General features: G+C 33.1%; 1 protein-coding gene and 1 pseudogene. Both read left to right on the forward strand.

Annotation, left to right across the window (positions count from 1 at the left end):
* A partial coding sequence (locus ACJDTP_RS27435) for an electron transfer flavoprotein subunit beta/FixA family protein (RefSeq protein WP_406763008.1) occupies positions 1-372 on the forward strand: 372 nt, incomplete at its 5' end.
* Positions 373-394: 22 nt separating this feature from the next.
* Positions 395-556 (forward strand): annotated as a pseudogene (locus ACJDTP_RS27440) (electron transfer flavoprotein subunit alpha); the annotation flags it as partial.

Below are 556 nucleotides of genomic sequence, written 5' to 3' on the forward strand. Positions count from 1 at the left end.
ATTCCTCAAGTAACTTACGTTCAAGACGTTAAAGTTGAAGGAAATACATTAATAGTAAATAGAGCACTAGAAGATGGACATCAAGTAGTAGAAGTTAAAACTCCATGTCTATTAACTGCAATCGAAGAATTAAATGAAACTAGATATATGAATGTTGTAGATATATTCGAAACTTCAGATGATGAAATCAAAGTTATGAGCGCAGCTGATATAGATGTAGATGTAGCTGAATTAGGGCTTAAAGGCTCACCTACAAAGGTTAAGAAGTCAATGACTAAGGAAGTTAAAGGTGCAGGAGAAATCGTAAGAGAAGCACCTAAAAATGCAGCATACTATGTTGTAGGAAAATTAAAAGAAAAACACTACATCTAAGATAATAGGAGGGTAATTTATTATGAATATAGCAGATTACAAAGGCGTTTGGGTCTTTGCTGAACAAAGAGAAGGCGAATTACAAAAAGTATCTTTAGAACTACTTGGTGAAGGTAGAAGAATTGCTGATGAATTAGGAGTAAATCTTACAGCTTTATTATTAGGTAGCAACATAGAAGGATTA

It is taken from the genome of Candidatus Clostridium helianthi (assembly GCF_045310795.1).
Classification (GTDB): Bacteria; Bacillota; Clostridia; order Clostridiales; family Clostridiaceae; genus Clostridium; species Clostridium helianthi.